This is a genomic window from Nonomuraea sp. H19 (assembly GCF_052068215.1).
GTDB lineage: Bacteria > Actinomycetota > Actinomycetes > Streptosporangiales > Streptosporangiaceae > Nonomuraea.
The window spans coordinates 142,959-157,339 of the sequence record NZ_JBQHCV010000020.1; the positions used below are offsets into that span (position 1 = coordinate 142,959).

Genomic DNA, 14,381 nt, shown 5'->3' on the forward strand with positions numbered 1-14,381 from the left:
TGACGCGCTCATGACGTGCGGGAACGCCAAGCAGGTGGTGGAGGAGTGGACCTGCCTGTTGTGGGGAGGATGCCGTGGAAGTCACTGTTTCCAGTCTTGCATCGATGGGCAAAGTCGCCGGGAATCGTGATTTCGTATAGACACAAGCCAGGCGCGTGGTTGAATGCCGCGCGTCAGGGTCGAACAATCTGGGGCCACGCTCCAGATTGCCAGGCCCGCAAGGGTACTTTCGCAGGCGAGGCGCTGGAGGATCTGTGGATCTGAAGTTGGATCACCACAACGAGGACCGACTCACCATCGTCGAGGTCGAGGGTGAGATCGATGTCTACACTGCGCCGAGATTGCGTGAGCTCCTCATCGACCTGGTCAACAAGGGCAACTTCCACCTTCTCGTCAACATGGAGAAGGTCGACTTCCTCGACTCGACGGGCCTTGGCGTCCTGGTCGGAGGGCTCAAGCGGGTTCGTGCGCACGACGGCTCCCTTGAGCTGGTCTGTACGCAGGAGCGCATCCTCAAGATCTTCCGGATCACCGGCCTGACCAAGGTCTTCGGGATCTACGCTTCGGTCGACGAGGCCAAGGAAGCTCACGGCAAAGACAAGTAGCATGGCTACCGTCGAGCTGACGTTCAGCGCTCTCCCCGCACACGTGCGGACGGCACGGCTGGTGGCGACGGCGATCGCTCGCCGCACCGGCGTGGAGGAGTCCCTGCTGGACGAGGTCAGGCTCGCTGTGGGTGAGGCGTGTTCCCGGGCAGTTGAGGCGCACCGCGTCCACTGTCCGGGCGAGCCCATCCGCATCGAGCTACGTGACGACTCGGGGCGGTTCGAGGTCACGGTCAGCGATCATGCCCCCAGCGATGAGCTCAAGCAGGAGCAACCTCTCGATCTGGGCATGCTCTCCGACTCGTTCATGACGGGTTTCGGCCTCGCGGTCATCGCAGGGCTGGCCGACGACGTCGAGGTCTTCCCCACGCCCAAAGGCACCGACATCCGCATGAGCTGGCCCGCCGCGGGCATGTGATCCCCTCTCCGCGGAGGCATTGATCCTGTCTCCGCGGGGCCATTTGGTCTTGTCTCGTGTGCGGCCATTCGATCATGTCTCCGCGCGAGCCGTAGACCCGTAAAACCTTCCTCTTTTTACGGCAAGCCAACGAGGCGCCACCCGCCGACCGGGGCGGGTGGCCTCCAGGGTGACGCCCTCTGACCCGCACGGGGTCGGCCGCCGCAACGGCGCACGGGCACCGGTGCCTCTCTGCAAGCGTGAGCGGCTGCTCCGGCCGCAGCTTGCGGCATGCCAGTCGCCGGCCAGGGGGTTGACCAGACGCGGCCGTGTGTGACGGCCTCTCGAACGCGTGTCCTACCCCAGGTTTCGGTCAGCACGTATTTCCGGCTTGTCATGGCCGTTAACCAAGGGAAATACTGCTTGTCAGAACCCAAACCGGGGCACAGGCAGCGGATTACTGGACGCGGGCACAATTAGCGAGCTCCAGAGCCTTCATATCCGGTCAGCGCGTGCGTAGACTCCCGGCACCGGCCAAGGTGATCCGGCGGAATGCGGATTCAACCGGAAGCGGCACCCACAACCCGGATGGTGCCGCAACACCCGCCGAGGTAGGCCGCAGCACCGCCCGGGCAGGACGACCGGTCTTGCCGAGGAGAACGATGAGCAGGCACATGCTGGCAGCGGAGCCAGCGTCCAATCTGGCCCTTAGCGGAAACAATCTCACCATCGTGATCGTGGTCGCCGCGGTCGCACTGATCGCGCTAGCCGTCGCCGGCGGACTGGTGCGCGAAGTGCTGTCCGCCGGCCAAGGCACGGAGCGCATGCAGAACATCGCGCGTGCCGTACAAGAAGGCGCCGCCGCATACCTCGCACGTCAGTTCCGCACGTTGGCGATCTTCGTCGTCGTGATACCCCTCCTGTTGCTCCTGCTACCTGGAGACGCCGACGTCCGCATAGGACGGTCGATCTTCTTCGTGGTCGGGGCGGTGTTCTCCGGGCTGACCGGGTTCATGGGCATGTGGCTGGCCGTGCGCGGCAACGTCCGCGTCGCCGCCGCGGCCAACGAGTCGGGCGAGAAGCGCGCCATGCGCATCGCGTTCCGCACCGGCGGCGTGGCCGGGATGTTCACGGTGGGCCTCGGCCTGTTCGGTGCGGCCGTGGTCGTGTTCATCTACCGGGGCGAGGCGCCTCACGTGCTCGAAGGGTTCGGGTTCGGGGCCGCGCTGCTGGCGATGTTCATGCGTGTCGGCGGCGGCATCTTCACCAAGGCCGCCGACGTCGGCGCCGACCTGGTCGGCAAGGTCGAGCAGGGCATCCCGGAGGACGACCCGCGCAACGCCGCCACCATCGCGGACAACGTGGGCGACAACGTCGGCGACTGCGCCGGCATGGCCGCCGACCTGTTCGAGTCGTACGCGGTCATGCTGGTCGCCAGCCTCATCCTGGGCAGCGCGGCCTTCGGCGAGCAGGGGCTGATCTTCCCCCTCATCGTCCCCATGATCGGCGTGCTCACAGCGATCATCGGCATCTTCGTCACCGGGATGCGCGACCGCGACCGCAACGGCATGGCCGCGATCAACCGCAGCTTCTTCATCTCGGCCGCGATCTCCGCGGTGTTGGTGGCGGTGGCCGCGTTCGTGTACCTGCCGGACAACTTCGCCGGCCTGACCGGCTCCACCGTGCAGTCCGACGCCGACCCACGGCTCATCGCCATCGGCGCGGTGCTGATCGGCCTGGTGCTGGCCAGCGCCATCCAGCTGCTGACCGGCTACTTCACCGAGACCACCCGGCGTCCCGTACGCGAGATCGGCGAGAGCTCGCGTACCGGCCCCGCCACCGTCATCCTGGCCGGCATCAGCGTCGGCCTGGAGTCGGCCGTCTACTCCGCGCTGATCATCGGTGGCGCGGTCTACGGCGCGTTCCTGCTCGGCTTCGGCAACGTGACACTCGCGCTGTTCGCCGTGGCCCTGGCCGGCACCGGCCTGCTGACCACGGTCGGCGTCATCGTGTCCATGGACACCTTCGGCCCGGTCTCCGACAACGCGCAGGGGATCGCCGAGATGTCCGGTGACGTCGAGGGCGAGGGCGCCCGCGTGCTCACCAGCCTCGACGCCGTCGGCAACACCACCAAGGCCATCACCAAGGGCATCGCGATCGCCACGGCCGTGCTCGCGGCGACCGCGCTGTTCGGCGCCTTCCGCACGGCAGTGGAGCTCGAGCTCGCCAAGGCCGACCAGTCGATCAAGGACGCGCTCGGCGCCTTCTCCAGCTTCAGCCTGAGCATCGACCAGCCGAACGTCCTCGTCGGCCTGCTCATCGGGGCCGCGGTCGTGTTCCTGTTCTCCGGCCTCGCGATCAGCGCGGTCGGGCGGGCCGCGATGCGCGTGGTCTTCGAGGTACGCGAGCAGTTCCGCAGCAAGCCCGGCATCATGGACGGCACGGAGAAGCCGGACTACGGCCGCGTCGTCGACATCTGCACCCGCGACTCGCTCCGCGAGCTGGCCACGCCCGGCCTGCTGGCGGTCATGACGCCGATCGCGGTCGGCTTCGCGCTCGGGTACGCCCCGTTGGGCGCGTTCCTGGCCGGCGCCATCGCCTGCGGCACGCTGATGGCCGTGTTCCTGGCCAACTCCGGCGGCGCCTGGGACAACGCCAAGAAGCTGGTAGAGGACGGCCACCACGGCGGCAAGGGCTCTGAGGCGCACGCCGCCACGGTCATCGGCGACACGGTCGGCGACCCCTTCAAGGACACGGCAGGACCGGCCATCAACCCGCTCATCAAGGTGATGAACCTGGTCGCGCTGCTGGTCGCCCCCGCGGTGGTCCTGTACGCGGGCAACCCGGCCCTGCGCATCGGCATCACGGTGGTGGCGGTGGCCGTGGTCGTCGGAGCCATCGTCGTGTCCAAGCGGCGGTCGGTGACGAGCGAGCCGGCCAGCGACAACAACCGCGAGCAAGAGCCCGTCGCGTCGTAGCGCCTCACCTCGCTCCACCGCGGAGACGCCCGCTCCCCTGCGTGGGGGGCGGGCGTCTCGTTGTGCGGGGCCTGTTCGGCAGGCGGGCGCGGAACCGATGCCGCGCGGTGGGAAACTTGGCGCGTGGAAAAAGATGACAAGCGGCCCAACGGCGCAAGGACCCTGGGCATCATTCTGCTGGCCATGCTCGTCATCCTGGCCGTGCTCGTAGCGCTGGCCACCTGGGCCTCGAAGACGGGATGAATCCGGTGCGAACCTTGATTGTGCTGCGTCACGCCAAAGCCGCCCAAGTGCCCGGCCTGGCCGATCGCGACCGGCCGCTGACCGGGCGCGGCGAGCGGGACGCCAAACGGGTGGGCGACGAGATCAGGGCGGCCGGGCTCGTACCGGACGTGGTGCTCTGCTCGCCGGCGGTCAGGACCCGGCGTACGGCGGAGATCGCCTTTCCGGAGGTGGGGATCAGCTACGAGCGCGACATCTACGAGGCCTACCCCGAGGAGCTGCTCGATCTGGTCCGCCGGTCAGATCCTGACCTGGGCACGGTGGTGCTGTGCGGGCACAACCCGGGCGTGCACGAGCTGGCGCTGGGCCTGGCCGGAGGTGATTACGTCTTCCGGCCGGGGGCCTTCGCGGTGATCGAGGTGGAATCCGTGTGGGCGGACCTGTATCCGGGTGAGGGCCGTCTGGTCACCCTCTGGGACCCCAAAGAGAACTGACCGGACCGCGCCCGCCAACCCCCACATCGCCCGCCAGACCCTCACGCCGCCGGCAACCGCGGGTCAGCGTGGGAAGAGGGAGCCGTCCTCGGCGTCGGCTGCCTCGACCTCGTCCCGCGAGATCCCCAGCAGGTAGAGGATCGAGTCCAGGTACGGCGTGTTGACGGCCGTGTCGGCGGCCTGTCGTACGACCGGCTTGGCGTTGAAGGCGATGCCCAACCCGGCCGCCGCGATCATGTCCAGGTCGTTGGCCCCGTCCCCGATGGCCACCGTCTGGGAGATCGGCAGTTTGGCCTCGCGCGCGAAGCGCTCCAGCGCCCGGGCCTTGCCTGGCCGGTCCACGATCTCGCCGACGACCCGGCCGGTCAGCCGGCCGTCGACGACTTCGAGGACGTTCGCCGCCGAGTAGTCGATGCCCAGCTCCTCCACCAGCCCGTCGGTGATCTGGGTGAATCCACCGCTGACGATGGCGAAGCGGAAGTCGAGCCGCTTGAGCGTGCGCACCAGGGTACGGGCGCCGGGTGTGAGGACGACCTGCTTGCGTACCTGCTCGAACACCTCGGCGGGCAGTCCTTCGAGCAGCGCGACCCGCTTGCGGAGCGACTCGGCGAAGTCCAGCTCGCCGCGCATGGCCTCCTCGGTGACCCTGGCCACCTCCTCCAGGCACCCCGCGTGCGCCGCCAGCAGCTCGATGACCTCGCCCTGGATGAGCGTCGAGTCGACGTCCATGACGATCAGCCGCTTGGCCCGCCGCGACAGCCCCGTACGCTGCACGGCCACGTCCACCTCTTGGGCGGCGGCCTCGGCGGCCAGCTCGATCCGCAGGGCGTCGGGGTCGGCGCCGGAGACGGACAGCTCGATGCAGGTGACGGGCCACTGGGCGAGGCGTTCGATGCGGTCGATGTTCGCGCCGGCGGCGGCGATGCGCCCGGCGATGCCGGCGATAGCGGCCGGCTGCAGGGTGGCGCCGAGCACGCTGACCGACAGGCGGCCGCGGCGGCGCTGCTCCTTGGTCTGGGATCCGGTGGAGAGCTCCACCTCCATGCCGAGGTCCTCGGCCACCCGCTCCACGGCGGTCCACATGGCGCCCAGCGTGGTGCCGGTGCCCGTCGACGGGCCGCCTGCGTACGCGACGAGCACGCCGAGCGTGAGCCTGCCGCGGATGACGACCTGCTCGATGTCGGAGACCGTCACCGGGAAGCCGGACAGAACGGAGAAGAGGCGCGAAGTGACGCCAGGCCGGTCGGGGCCGGTCAGGGTGATCAGGAGGCTGCGCTGGTCCACATCCAGCCACGGTACTGCGCCCGGTCCGGTGCTCGTGCAGCAGGTACGGCATTCGGACACGGGCGCAGAGCTAGGCCACAGCAGACCTGCTCATCAGAGGCGGCTAGCGGACGACCTTGGTCCTGACCGTCTTCGAGAAGCCGTACTCGGGGATGCCGAGGCGGTCGAGCTCTTCCTTGCTCATGTTCTCCATGCCCTGGTCGACGTTGTAGGAGACCACGCCGAGCGTTGCCTTCTGCGTGCCCGTGGCCGACTTCTTCAGTTTGGCGTCGAAGATGACGGTGACCGACTCGCCCTTCTCCAGGACCTGAGGCAGGAGGCAGTAGAACGCGCGTCCTTCAAGGGCGCACTCGGTGCCCTTGATGTTCGTCCGGTAGTAAATCTTGCGCAGGTCGATGTCCTTGGGGAACTGGCCGCCCACGAACCAGGCGTCCGCGTAGTGCGGGCCCTTGTTGGTGGCCACGATGGTGTAGCTGATCTTGCCCCCGGCCCTGGCCGTCTTGGGCGCCTTCACCTTGACGTCGAAGGCGGAATACGGCTCGGCGGCCGTGACCGCGGTCTTGGCGGCGACCGGCGCGGCGGCGGCCGGAACAGCCGGGACAAGCAGGGCGCCGGCCAGCAATGCAAGCGAGGCGGCCTTGGGAAGGGAGTTGCGCATTCACGTCTCCGGTGAGAAGGGGCACGGGGACGCGAACGAACAAGCCCCCGTAAATGTCGGCTGTTCCTATCACGATGGCAAAATCTATGTAAAGCTTATTTCTTCAGGATCAAGTGCGTGTCGCCAAACTCGTGCCACAGATATCCCTTCCGTAGCGCCTCCTCGTACGCCCGCGCCAGTGCCTGCTCGCCCGCGATCGCGGTCAGCATCAGCAGGTGGCTGGATCGCGGCTCGTGCAGGCCGGTGATCAGCCCCGTGACGGCCCGTACGCCGCTCTCTGGCGTGACGATGTGCCTGGTCCAGCCCGCGGCCCCGGCCACTCGCCCGTCCGCGCCCACGGCCGTCTCCAGGGCCCGTACGACGGTCGTGCCCGCCGCCACCACCCGGTTGCCGCTCTCCCTGGTCAGGTTGACCAGCCGCGCGGTCGAGGCGGGCACTTCGTAGCGCTCCGCGTACGGCGGCTCGTCCTTTTCCGGCGAGGCCACCCCCGTGTGCAGGGTGATCGGCGCGATCCCGATCCCGCCGGCCACGAGCGCCGCCACCAGATCGGCGGTGAACGGCCGCGCCGCGCTCGGCATCTCCGCGCTGCCCGGCACGGTCGCGAAGACCGTCTGGTAGACCTCGATCGGCCAATCCCGGTCCACGTAGGAGTAACGGATCGGCGCCCCGTACGCGCGCAGGTACGCCTCCACGTCCCGGTCCAGCCGCGCCCGCCACAGCCGCGGCGTCTCCCGCTCGATCAGCCGCAGCGTGGCCCGCCCCGGCAGCGGCAGCCACTCGCCGGCCTCGCCCCCGCCATACGGCTCCGACGCCTTGGGGGTACGCCGCCGCAGCTCGACCAGCCAGGTGCCGTCCTCGCGTGCCGTGGAGAAGTGCACGGCCAGCCGGTCCAGCCGGACGGCCGCGGGCAGCGTCGCCGAGTTGTTGACCACGATCAGGTCCCCGGGATCGAGGAGTCCCGGCAGGTCGCGGAAATGGTGGTGTTCGGGCGCCAGGTCGCCGCGCGAGACCAGCAGCCGTACCGCGTCCCTGGACATCCCCCTCGCCTCGGGCGGTTCGTGGGCCGACAGTCCGGGCGGCAGGTCGAAGTCGAGTGCCAGCGTCATTGCAGGCTCACTTTTCCGCTGGCGGGGCGGGAGCCGATCAGGTCGTGCAGCGCGGCGGCCACCTTGGCCGGATCGGTGGCGGCGGCCGCCTCCTCGGTGCCCACGGCGTCGGCGAGCATGCGGGTGTTCATCTCTCCGGGGTCCACCCACCAGACCCGTACCCCGGGCTCTTCGGCGGCCAGCACGTTCGACAGCTGCTCCAGCGCCGCCTTGCTGGCGCCGTAGCCGCCCCAGCCCTCGTACGCGCCCGTGGCGGCGTCCGAGGTGATGTTCACGACGGCGCCGCCCGCCGAGCGCAGGGCCGGCAGCGTGGCCTGGACGAGGGCGAGGGGAGCGGTCACGTTCGTCTCCAGCAGCGCACTGAACGCCTCCAGCGGATAGCCCGCCAGCGGTGGCAGCGGGGTCACGCCCAGGTCGCTGGCGTTGTTGACGAGCAGGTCCAGCTCGGGCACCGCCCGGGCCAGCCGCTCGACGTGCGCGGGGTCCGTCACGTCGCCGGGGATCGCGGTGGCGCCCAGCTCGGCCGCCACCCGCTCCAGGTCGTCCGCCCCGCGGGCGGTGAGCACGAGGTTCCAGCCACCGCCTGCCAGCGACCTCGCCAGGGCGAGGCCGAGACCGCGGGAAGCGCCGGTGATGAGTGCGGTGTTCGTCATGCTTCGACGCTAGGAACGCGGCGGCCCGCGGACATCGGGCTGAGGGCGGTCCCGGCCTGGGCACATCGTCCTAGGACCACCGGCAAGGCCCGTTCGGTGGATTTCCCATCGGTAGGGTGGGTGCCGTGACGGCCGACCGAGACGCGATCCTGCAGGCGGTGAGCTCGGCGGTGCTCGCGGTCACCCGCCACCTGTCGGTCCGCGAGGTGCTGCAGGTCATCGTACGCTCGGCGCAGCGCCTGCTCGACGCCCGCTACGCCGCGCTCGGCGTGCCCGACGAGGACGGCTCGTTCGCCGAGTTCGTCGCCGAGGGGATCACCGACAAGCAGTGGGACGCCATCGGGCCGCTGCCGAGACAGCATGGCATGCTCGGCGCGATGCTCCGCGAGGGCGACCCCGTCAGGCTGCCCGACCTGCGGAAGGACCCGAGGTTCGAGTGGTGGCCGAAGGCGCACCCGGTGATGAAGGACTTCCTGGGCGTCCCCATCCGCGACGGCGAGCAGGTGCTCGGCATCATCTTCCTGGCCAACAAGCGCAAGCTCGGCGGCTTCACGCAGGCGGATCAGGACCTGCTCACGCTCTTCGCCGCGCACGCCGCGATCGCGCTGGCCAACGCCAGGCTCTACGAGCGCGGTCGCGAGCTCGCCATGCTGGAGGAGCGCAACCGGGTGGCGCGCGAGCTGCACGACGCCGTCACACAGAAGCTGTTCTCACTCAGGCTCACCGCCCAGGCCGCCGGCGCCATGCTGGAGAGCGCCCCGGACCAGGCGGCCGTGGAGCTCGAACGCGTCCAGCGCCTGGCCGGCGAGGCCCTGGCGGAGCTGCGCGCGGTGATCGTCGAGCTGCGCCCGGCCGAGCTCGACCGGCACGGGCTGGCCGAGACGCTGCGCAAGCACGTACGCATGCTCGATCGGCTCCACCCGTCCGTGGTCGCGTTCGACTGCGCCGAGCTGCCGCCGCTGGACTCGGCGGTGGAGGTCGCGGTGTTACGCGTGGCTCAGGAGGCGCTGCACAACGCCCTCAGGCACTCCGGCGCCGCCCAGGTCCGCGTACGCCTGTCGTACGAGGATGGCAAGCTGGCCCTGACTGTCAGCGACGACGGCAGCGGGTTCGAGCAGGTGGACTCGCGCGGCCTCGGCCTGGTGTCGATGCGGGACAGGGCAGAGGCCGTCGGCGGGGTCATGACCGTAGAGTCGGCCCGCGGTCAGGGGACCACGGTACGCGTGGAGGTGGGCGTTTGATCCGGGTGCTGATCGCGGACGATCATCCGGTGGTGCGGCAGGGGCTGCGCACCTTTCTGGACCTGCACGACGACATCACGGTCGTCGGCGAGGCGGGCGACGGGGCGCAGGCCGTCGAGCTGGTCGCTGAGCTGGCCCCCGACGTGCTGCTGCTGGACCTGAAGATGCCGGTGCTCGACGGCCTCGGCGCGCTGGAGCGGCTGTCCGGCTCGCCGACCAGGGTGGTCGTGCTGACGTCGGTGAGCGACCGGTCGGACGTGGGCCCGGCGATGCGTGCGGGCGCGTCCGGGTTCCTCTACAAGGACGTCGACCCGCCCGCTCTGGTCCAGGCGGTGCGTGCCGTGCACGGCGGCCAGGTGCTGCTCGCGCCCGAGGCGGCCGAGGCGATGCTGTCCGCCGGCGCCGCCCCGGGGGCGCCCGCGCCGGTGCCGCTGACCGAGCGCGAGCGTGAGGTGCTCGCGCTCATCGCGGCCGGCCGGTCCAACAGGGAGATCGCCAGGAGCCTGGCCGTCGCGGAGAAGACGGTCAAGACTCACGTCTCCAACGTGCTGATGAAGCTGGGCGTGCAGGACCGCACCCAGGCCGCGCTCTACGCCGTACGGCACGGCCTGGGGTGATGGGTCAGGTGTCCTTCTTCTTGTTCTCTTCCACGTGGCTGGACGGCGGGTCGTACTCCCTGACCGGGGGCGGCGGCGTGTAGCTCCGCGAGGGTCGGCGCGGCGGCGTGACGATCGTGGTCTTGACCTTCTTGAGCCAGTGGTAGCCCTTGATGCCGAGGCGCTCGAGCTCTTCCTCGTCGATGTTCTCCATGCCCTGGTCGACGTCGAACGACAGCACGCCGACGCGGGCCGTGGCGGTGCCCTTGGTGCCCTTCTTCAGCGTCACCTGGAAGTTGAGCCAGTCGGTCTCGCCCTTCTCCAGCTGCGTCGGGCTCCAGCACCAGAACCAGCGGTCCTCCCAGGTGCACTCGGTGCCCTTCGGGCCGCTCCAGCGCAGGGTGGACACGATGCCCTTGGGCACCTCGCCGCCCATCCAGTAGTAGTCGGCGTAGTGCGGGCCCAGGTTCGTCGCCCGTACGTAATAGTTGATCTTGCTGCCGCGCTTGGTGCGCTTGGTGTGCTTGACCGAGATCTTGAAGTTCGAGTACGGCGCCAGCTTCGTCGTCGCGGCGGCCGTCGTCGCGGGGGCCGCGGTGGTGGTGGTGGCCTGGGCCGGAGCGGCCATGGTCCCGGCGGCGAGTCCACCGGCTAAAAACAGGCTGAGGCTTTTGCGCATGTGACGGCTCCCCGTGCGGTGCTGGAAATCCCCGATCTTCTCCATGATTATTGCGTAGGGGAAATTTTTCGCAAAGAGCGTTGATCTTTCGTGACCTGGGATGGCTTGCGGGGCTTCGTGCAAGCCCATCACGCTTGTGATCGGGGGTCTAGCACAAGGGGGGAACCAGGTGCCGGAAACGCACCCCTTACAGGCGGGCGACCCGCAGACGCTGGGCAGCTACCGGCTGCTCGGCCGCCTGGGCAAGGGGGCGCAGGGGATCGTCTTCGAGGGGGAGGCGCCCGACGGGCGGCTCGTGGCGATCAAGCTGCTGAACACCCGGCTCGACAAGCCGGGGCTGGACAGCGAGCGGTTCATGCGCGAGGTGGCCGCGGCGCGCCGGGTCGCGCAGTTCTGCACGGCCCAGGTCCTGGACGCGAACATGGACGGCGAGCAGCCCTACATCGTCAGCGAGCTGGTCGAGGGCGTGTCGCTGCAGGTCGTGGTGCAGCGGGAGGGACCGCGCGCGGGCGGCGTGCTCTACCGCCTGGCCGTCGGCACCGTGACCGCGCTGGCCGCCATCCATCGCGCGGGCATCGTCCACCGGGACTTCAAGCCGAGCAACGTGCTCATCGGCGGCGACGGGCCGCGCGTGATCGACTTCGGCATCGCCAGGGCGCTGGACTCGGCGATGACGATCAGCAGCGGGGTTGTGGGGACGCCGGCCTACATGTCGCCCGAGCAGATCTCGGCTGAGCGGGTGGGGGCGCCCAGCGACATGTTCAGCTGGGCCCTGACGATGCTGTACGCCGCCACGGGGCGGCCCGCCTTCGGCCAGGACAGCCTGCCTGCGGTCATCTACCGGGTGATGAACGAGGAGCCGGACCTGTCGGTGCTGCCCGACGACCTGCGGCCGATCGTGCAGGCATGCCTGAGCAAGCGCGCCGAGGATCGGCCCACGGCGGCCGAGGTGCTGTTCGCCCTGCTGGAGAACCAAGGGAAGGCGGGGCAGCACGACGACGAGGAAGCCCTCACCACCGGCTCCCAACTGGCCGCCGCCCAGACCCCTCCACCTGCTTCCGGCCCGGCTGCGGCTCCTCCCGGTTCGGGGTGGGTCAGTCCGCAGGGGGAGCCGCCGGGCGCGCCGGGGTGGGCGGCGCCGGAAGGCCGGCCGCCGGCCCCTGCGGCTTCCGGCTGGGCCAACCCGTCGGGCGGCGCCTACCCGCCACCGCAGGCGCCCGCCGGCGGGTATCCGGCGAGCCCGCCGTATGTGCCGCCGCAGCCGCCCGCACCGGCCCCGCAGTACTTGCCGCCGCCGTATCCGATGAACGCCCCGCCGTATCAGGGGACGCCCGGCCGGCCCGGCACGCCACCTGCGGCGGGCCACGCGGGTTCACCCGGGCGAGCGCCTGCGCCGGGACGAGCGTCCATGCTCGGGCCTGGTCAAGGGCACGAAGGCTGGAGCCGGACGCCGGGGTCCGAGCAGGGCGGCCCGGTCGACAACGACGCGTTCTTCAAGCACTCCCCCATCGAGGAGAGGCCGGACGCGGCCAAGGCGAGGCGCAGGCGGGCGGCCTTGGTGGCGAGCACGCTGGTCGTGGCGCTGACCCTGGCCGGCGGCGTGCTGTACTTCGGCCCGCGGATGCTCGGCACCACACCGGGCAAGGCGAACCTGGCCCAGGCGACCACCTCCGCCACCCCGACGCCGCCTCCGACGCCCACCCCCACCGTCGTCACGGTCACCCCGACCCCCACCCCCGTCCAGGAACAGCCCCGGCAGCAGACGGTCCCGGCGCTGGGCAAGCAGGACGGAAAGTCACTCAAGGGCCACACCAAGGGCGTCCAGACGCTGTCCGCGGTGGCCATGGGCGGCAAGACCTGGCTGGTCACCGGCGGCCAGGACGGCCGGGTACGCCTGTGGGACCTGGCCAAGCACAAGAGCCTGGCCACCCTGAAGGGCCACAGCGAAGAGGTGTACGGCGTCGCCGCCGCCATGATGGGCAAGACCCCCATCGCCGTCTCGGGCGGCTACGACGGCAGCGTCCGCCTGTGGAACCTCAAGACCCGCAAGGGCAAGGTCCTCGGCTGGCACGGCAACGCCGTCTACGCCGTCGCGGTGACCAAGGTCAAGGGGAAGTGGATCGCGGTCACCGGCGACGCCAACGGCTACCTGAGGTTCTGGGACCTGAAGAAGCGCAAGGCCACGGGCAAGCTCGTCAGGGCCCACCGCAGGCCGGTGAACTGGCTCAGCGCCACCCACCTCGGCGACCGCGCGATCGCGATCTCGGCCAGCGAGGACGAGTCGGTGCGGATGTGGGACATGGCCAAGCGCAAGGCGTACGGGAAGGCGTACAAGGGGCATTCGAAGGGCGTGTACGCCGTCACGGTGGGCAAGGTCGACGGCAAGACGGTCGTGGCATCGGGCGGCAAAGACGGAAAAATCCGGATCTGGGACCCCAAGAACGGCAAGACCATCGGCACCATGTCCGGCCACAAGAAGATCATCTACTCGCTGTCCTTCGGATCCGTGGCCGACCGCACGGTGCTGTTGTCCGGCAGCACCGACGGCACGATCAGGCTGTGGGACCCCGAGACCCGCAAGTCGCTCGGCAAGCCGGTCAAGGCGCACAAGAGCGGCGTGTACGCGGTGGGCATCGTCCCCGTCGACGACCATCCGGCCATCGTCACCGCGGGCAAGGACAAGCTGATCAGGATGTGGCGGGTCAGTGATTCCTGATGGGCTCGAAGATCGCGTGGTGGGCGGCGACGAGCGCACGGCGTACCGCGCGGTCGAGCTCGCGCAGGGCGGCGCCGCGCGTGGCGAGCTGTCCCGTCGTGAGCCCGCGCTCGTCGGCCAGGCGCAGCACCGCGGCCAGCCGAGCGGCCAGCGCGGAGACGCGGTGCGCCCGCGCCGGGTAGCCGGGTGCCAGCCCGCCGTCCTGCTGTCCCAGCTCGGGACGGGCCTGCGCGGGACCGGCGACGGAGGCCAGGGCCTCGGTGGCCGACCGCATCGCGTCCGACAGCTCCCGCTCGGCCTCGGCCAGCGACGGCAGGTCGTGGCGAACGGGTCCGGAGTCATGCACGTCCAGGCGTACCCCCGCATAGGACGACCCGCGCCGGTCCGGCGCGGGCACCAGGCCGAGGTTGTGCCCGTCGAGCACGGCGATCACGGCCTGACCGACGTCCACCGCTGCGGAGTTGAACGACGCGGGGCCGGACAACCCCAGCGGATCTCCGGGCGCGGGCAGGGCGAGCCGCATCTCGCGCAGGCCGTCGGCGCGCAGGTTTGCGAGGTATTTACGCAGCGGGACCTCGCCCGCGACGGTGGGCCCGCCGGCGGCTTCCACGTGGTCAGCCGCCTCGTCGAGGCCGACGTGGCCGGCCAGCCACGCGTTGCCCCAGGCGACCAGGGATGGGCAGACAGGCGATTCAGGGCGCACCGATCCACGATAAGCGCTCCCGCTGCAATAGGTTTGTCCCGAGGGTGAC

Annotated in this window: 13 protein-coding genes; 7 read left to right on the forward strand and 6 right to left on the reverse strand. The window is 70.0% G+C overall.

The window, feature by feature from the left end:
- The first annotated feature begins 254 nt into the window (after window positions 1–254).
- The 4 genes from ACTMTI_RS37020 to ACTMTI_RS37035 all read left to right on the forward strand — a co-directional run bounded on the left by ACTMTI_RS37020 (window position 255) and on the right by ACTMTI_RS37035 (window position 4,696).
- Window positions 255–605 (forward strand): STAS domain-containing protein, encoded by a 351-nt coding sequence (locus ACTMTI_RS37020; RefSeq protein ID WP_020542579.1) that lies wholly within the window; start codon window positions 255–257, stop codon window positions 603–605.
- Window position 606: 1 nt separating this feature from the next.
- On the forward strand, window positions 607–1,023 hold the full coding sequence (locus ACTMTI_RS37025) for an ATP-binding protein (RefSeq protein ID WP_441125345.1): 417 nt from the start codon (window positions 607–609) through the stop codon (window positions 1,021–1,023).
- A gap of 641 nt (window positions 1,024–1,664) precedes the next feature.
- Complete coding sequence (locus ACTMTI_RS37030) at window positions 1,665–3,980, forward strand: sodium-translocating pyrophosphatase (protein ID WP_441125346.1); 2,316 nt, start codon at window positions 1,665–1,667, stop codon at window positions 3,978–3,980.
- 248 nt (window positions 3,981–4,228) lie between these two features.
- Complete coding sequence (locus ACTMTI_RS37035; protein ID WP_441125347.1) at window positions 4,229–4,696, forward strand: SixA phosphatase family protein; 468 nt, start codon at window positions 4,229–4,231, stop codon at window positions 4,694–4,696.
- Between the two features lie 63 nt (window positions 4,697–4,759).
- Here the strand turns inward: ACTMTI_RS37035 and serB are convergent, their stop codons facing one another.
- From serB to ACTMTI_RS37055, 4 genes are all read right to left on the reverse strand, one after another.
- On the reverse strand, window positions 4,760–5,980 hold the full coding sequence (gene serB / locus ACTMTI_RS37040) for a phosphoserine phosphatase SerB (protein ID WP_441125348.1): 1,221 nt from the start codon (window positions 5,978–5,980) through the stop codon (window positions 4,760–4,762).
- Between the two features lie 103 nt (window positions 5,981–6,083).
- Window positions 6,084–6,638, reverse strand: a complete 555-nt coding sequence (locus ACTMTI_RS37045) for a hypothetical protein (RefSeq protein ID WP_441125349.1) — start codon at window positions 6,636–6,638, stop codon at window positions 6,084–6,086.
- Window positions 6,639–6,733: 95 nt separating this feature from the next.
- Complete coding sequence (locus ACTMTI_RS37050) at window positions 6,734–7,744, reverse strand: S-adenosylmethionine:tRNA ribosyltransferase-isomerase (RefSeq protein ID WP_441125350.1); 1,011 nt, start codon at window positions 7,742–7,744, stop codon at window positions 6,734–6,736.
- Window positions 7,741–8,397: an SDR family NAD(P)-dependent oxidoreductase gene (locus tag ACTMTI_RS37055; protein ID WP_441125351.1), complete on the reverse strand. Its 657-nt coding sequence runs from the start codon at window positions 8,395–8,397 to the stop codon at window positions 7,741–7,743. Before ACTMTI_RS37055 ends, ACTMTI_RS37050 begins: the two co-directional genes overlap by 4 nt.
- 125 nt (window positions 8,398–8,522) lie before the next feature.
- On the opposite strand from ACTMTI_RS37055, the gene ACTMTI_RS37060 reads away from it, so the two are divergent.
- The gene (locus ACTMTI_RS37060) at window positions 8,523–9,638 is read left to right on the forward strand and encodes a GAF domain-containing sensor histidine kinase (RefSeq protein WP_441125352.1); all 1,116 of its coding nucleotides are present in this window, start codon (window positions 8,523–8,525) and stop codon (window positions 9,636–9,638) included.
- Complete coding sequence (locus ACTMTI_RS37065; protein WP_441125353.1) at window positions 9,635–10,255, forward strand: response regulator; 621 nt, start codon at window positions 9,635–9,637, stop codon at window positions 10,253–10,255. The genes ACTMTI_RS37060 and ACTMTI_RS37065 overlap by 4 nt, the downstream gene beginning before the upstream one ends.
- Before the next feature lie 4 nt (window positions 10,256–10,259).
- Here ACTMTI_RS37065 and ACTMTI_RS37070 read toward each other — a convergent pair whose 3' ends face one another.
- The gene (locus tag ACTMTI_RS37070) at window positions 10,260–10,913 is read right to left on the reverse strand and encodes a hypothetical protein (RefSeq protein WP_441125354.1); all 654 of its coding nucleotides are present in this window, start codon (window positions 10,911–10,913) and stop codon (window positions 10,260–10,262) included.
- A 169-nt stretch (window positions 10,914–11,082) separates the two neighbouring features.
- On the opposite strand from ACTMTI_RS37070, the gene ACTMTI_RS37075 reads away from it, so the two are divergent.
- Window positions 11,083–13,629 carry a protein kinase domain-containing protein gene (locus ACTMTI_RS37075; RefSeq protein ID WP_441125355.1) on the forward strand — a complete coding sequence of 849 codons (2,547 nt, stop codon included), beginning with the start codon at window positions 11,083–11,085 and terminating at the stop codon, window positions 13,627–13,629.
- Here ACTMTI_RS37075 and ACTMTI_RS37080 read toward each other — a convergent pair.
- The gene (locus ACTMTI_RS37080) at window positions 13,616–14,332 is read right to left on the reverse strand and encodes a hypothetical protein (RefSeq protein WP_441125356.1); all 717 of its coding nucleotides are present in this window, start codon (window positions 14,330–14,332) and stop codon (window positions 13,616–13,618) included. The genes ACTMTI_RS37075 and ACTMTI_RS37080 overlap by 14 nt on opposite strands.
- Between the last annotated feature and the right edge of the window lie 49 nt (window positions 14,333–14,381).

What these genes read in the sequence shown, in the direction of transcription:
- ACTMTI_RS37050 (WP_441125350.1), bottom strand. Translation starts at nt 7,744, where the DNA reads ATGACGCTGGCACTCGACTTCGACCTGCCGCCCGGACTGTCGGCCCAC.
- ACTMTI_RS37030 (WP_441125346.1), top strand. Translation starts at nt 1,665, where the DNA reads ATGAGCAGGCACATGCTGGCAGCGGAGCCAGCGTCCAATCTGGCCCTT.
- ACTMTI_RS37055 (WP_441125351.1), bottom strand. Translation starts at nt 8,397, where the DNA reads ATGACGAACACCGCACTCATCACCGGCGCTTCCCGCGGTCTCGGCCTC.
- ACTMTI_RS37025 (WP_441125345.1), top strand. Translation starts at nt 607, where the DNA reads ATGGCTACCGTCGAGCTGACGTTCAGCGCTCTCCCCGCACACGTGCGG.
- ACTMTI_RS37045 (WP_441125349.1), bottom strand. Translation starts at nt 6,638, where the DNA reads ATGCGCAACTCCCTTCCCAAGGCCGCCTCGCTTGCATTGCTGGCCGGC.
- ACTMTI_RS37070 (WP_441125354.1), bottom strand. Translation starts at nt 10,913, where the DNA reads ATGCGCAAAAGCCTCAGCCTGTTTTTAGCCGGTGGACTCGCCGCCGGG.